4 protein-coding genes are annotated in these 1,943 nt (G+C 41.2%); all 4 read left to right on the forward strand.

What is annotated here, in order from left to right; translation table 11 throughout:
• On the forward strand, window positions 1–379 hold a 379-nt coding region (locus UC75_RS21405; protein ID WP_228137314.1), incomplete at its 5' end, for an urease accessory protein UreD.
• A 100-nt stretch (window positions 380–479) separates the two neighbouring features.
• The gene (ureA, locus tag UC75_RS11735; protein ID WP_002117495.1) at window positions 480–782 is read left to right on the forward strand and encodes an urease subunit gamma; all 303 of its coding nucleotides are present in this window, start codon (window positions 480–482) and stop codon (window positions 780–782) included.
• 11 nt (window positions 783–793) lie between these two features.
• Complete coding sequence (locus tag UC75_RS11740; RefSeq protein WP_004793951.1) at window positions 794–1,102, forward strand: urease subunit beta; 309 nt, start codon at window positions 794–796, stop codon at window positions 1,100–1,102.
• A 37-nt stretch (window positions 1,103–1,139) separates the two neighbouring features.
• Window positions 1,140–1,943, forward strand: an 804-nt coding sequence (locus UC75_RS21410; RefSeq protein ID WP_228137315.1) for an urease subunit alpha, incomplete at its 3' end; no start/stop codon positions are given.

Consider the following 1,943-nt stretch of genomic DNA (forward strand, 5'->3'; position numbering starts at 1 on the left):
GAGTTATCACAACCATTTTAAATTATGGCGAGAACATAAGTTATTGGTTGCAGATACATTGTATTTTGAGGGGGAAGATCGTTGGCTGAGTTCATGTTTGGGGATGAATAATCAAGCCGTAATGGGGAGTTTTTGGGCAGTCGCTCCCGAGAAGTATCGCTCAGCTTTTTATTTAGAACAGCAGTTAGAACTCATTCGTGAATTGATGATGCGTATGCAAGCACCTGTCACATTAACATTATTGGATGATGTAGTTTCGGCTCGTTTTCTGGGAAATGATGTTCGACATTGTCATGATGCTTTTGCGGCTATACGAGCAAGATTAAGACGTTATTGGTTTGATTTAGATGAAGAATTTCCAAGAATTTGGAAAACTTAAGTTACGTTAAATTGCGTATTTAAAAAACAGTTAAAACAAGTATGCTACTTTTGAGCACGTATTTTGCTTAAACAATATAGATGCAATTTAGGAAAGAGAAATGGAACTCAATCCAACAGAAAAAGATAAGTTACTCATTTTTACTGCAGGTTTAGTGGCTGAGCGTCGTAAAGCGCGTGGATTGAAACTGAATTATCCAGAAGCTATTGCTTTTATTTCAGCAGCTTTACTTGAAGGTGCACGAGACGGTATGACGGTCAGTGACTTAATGCATTACGGTACTACCTTATTAAAGCGCGAAGATGTGATGGATGGTGTGCCAGAAATGATTGCTGAGGTTCAGGTCGAGGCAACTTTTCCAGATGGCTCGAAATTAGTCACAGTCCATCAGCCAATCGTATAAAAGGAACGCTTATGATCCCCGGTGAAATCATTACTCCAGATGCTGATATTGAACTGAATGTTGGGCGACAAACTTTAAAAGTTGTAGTTGCCAACATTGGTGATCGACCTATTCAGGTGGGTTCCCATTTTCATTTTTATGAAGCAAATGATGCATTACAGTTTGATCGCGAAATAGCCAAAGGTTTTCGACTGAATATTGCAGCTGGTACAGCAATTCGTTTTGAACCGGGACAAACTCGAGAAGTGGAGCTTGTTGCTTTGGTCGGTAAACGAGAGGTTTATGGTTTCGCAGGCCGCGTCATGGGTAAGTTGGATTAAACATAACAACGATAATGAAAGAGATGAGTAATAAGTTATGAAAATGTCACGTCGTGCATATGCTGAGATGTTTGGTCCAACGGTTGGTGATCGTATTCGTTTGGCGGATACAGAGCTCTTTATTGAAGTTGAGCAAGATTTAACGACTTATGGTGAAGAAGTTAAATTTGGTGGCGGAAAAGTTATTCGTGACGGGATGGGGCAATCACAGCTTTTAGCTGATGAAGTTGCTGATACGGTCATTACCAATGCTTTAATTGTGGATTGGTGGGGAATTGTTAAAGCTGACGTGGGCTTAAAAAATGGCCGAATCTGGAAAATAGGAAAAGCTGGAAATCCAGATATTCAACCAGACATTACGATTCCTCTAGGGGCTGCAACAGAAGTGATTGCGGGTGAAGGACAAATTTTAACAGCAGGCGGTATTGATACCCACATTCACTGGATTTGCCCTCAACAAGTTGAAACTGCGCTAATGTCGGGTACAACAACCATGGTCGGTGGTGGTACAGGGCCTGCAGCTGGAACCTCTGCAACGACAGTGACTCCCGGTCCTTGGCATATTGCGACTATGTTACAGGCGATTGATGATTTGCCTATGAATATTGGTCTATTAGGCAAAGGAAATTTGAGTTTACCTGACCCCATTCGTGAGCAAATTAAAGCTGGGGTAATTGGCTTAAAGCTGCATGAAGATTGGGGTTCAACACCGGCAGCTATTGATAACTGCTTGAGTGTTGCGGACGAGTTTGATGTGCAGGTGGCAATTCATACAGATACTTTAAATGAAAGCGGTTTTTTAGAAGAAACTCTAGCTGCATTTAAAAATCGTACGATTCAT

It is taken from the genome of Acinetobacter sp. V2, from assembly GCF_001188385.1.
In the GTDB taxonomy this organism is placed as follows: domain Bacteria; phylum Pseudomonadota; class Gammaproteobacteria; order Pseudomonadales; family Moraxellaceae; genus Acinetobacter; species Acinetobacter oleivorans.

Coding starts and splice junctions, on each gene's coding strand:
- ureA (WP_002117495.1), top strand. CDS start 480: ATGGAACTCAATCCAACAGAAAAAGATAAGTTACTCATTTTTACTGCA.
- UC75_RS11740 (WP_004793951.1), top strand. CDS start 794: ATGATCCCCGGTGAAATCATTACTCCAGATGCTGATATTGAACTGAAT.